Annotated in this window: 1 protein-coding gene; it reads left to right on the forward strand. The window is 39.7% G+C overall.

Annotation, left to right across the window (positions count from 1 at the left end; all coding sequences use genetic code 11):
- On the forward strand, positions 1–695 hold a 695-nt coding region (locus FEM54_RS34260; protein ID WP_171045975.1), incomplete at its 5' end, for a DUF262 domain-containing protein.
- Between the last annotated feature and the right edge of the window lie 242 nt (positions 696–937).

Genomic DNA, 937 nt, shown 5'->3' on the forward strand with positions numbered 1-937 from the left:
TTTCGGAACTAGAAAATGAACACCTGGCCACTTACAAGAAAATGTTCTGGAGATATCAGATACCAGTTGAATACATTGACAGTGACGACCCGGTAGTAATTGATAGAATATTTGACCGCCTCAACCGAAATGGTGAGCCATTGAATGGACAGGAGTTACGACACTCAAATTATTATGACACCGAGCTTCTTAAGACTGCATATCATCTGTCAAAACATCCGTTCTGGGCCACAAGACTTGAAACGACTGACAAGGCTAGAATGGAAGATGTTGAATTCATTTCAGAACTTATATTTTCACTAATCGAAAATACTGAATTAACGGCGACAGACACTGACCTTGATGCGTATTATGAAAAATATGCTCGCGATCAGAATTTGGACTGGGCGATCCTTCAGAAAAAATTCTTAGCAACAACGAACTTTATGGAATCTCTAGGATTGCAATATGAAGCCTATAAAATATATGGCGTGAGCCACCTATACGGCATCTGGTGCTTCTCAATGACATGCATAAATAATCAGATAGCAGCAGCAGCAGTTGCGCCCAAGCTGCTGGAGTTCTTCACAAAGATAAGAGATAGAAACTATACCCACCCTACAGCATTCGAATATAAACAAAGCATGTCAAATCGAACTAAATTTAAAGGCCAAAGATCTAAGAGAAGAAAAGCTTTGGTAGACTATTGCAAATAAGGAACTACGACCGCTACGAAAAGGGATAGAAATAATTCAATTGATCGGCCTCATATACAGAGACAAAAAAACAATCAAATTTCTCATCCCTTTTCGCACTAACAAGAACCACATATATAATCAGAAGGCGGTTCGAAGCAGGAGTTCTAATAGCACCCGTTATATAAAACAGCCTTCGCATTCGAACCAAATGTGGGGGCCTTTTTTTGGTTTATCAGCGTCCACGATATACGGTGTAACGA

The sequence above is a fragment of the Pseudomonas edaphica genome, from assembly GCF_005863185.1.
Classification (GTDB): Bacteria; Pseudomonadota; Gammaproteobacteria; order Pseudomonadales; family Pseudomonadaceae; genus Aquipseudomonas; species Aquipseudomonas edaphica.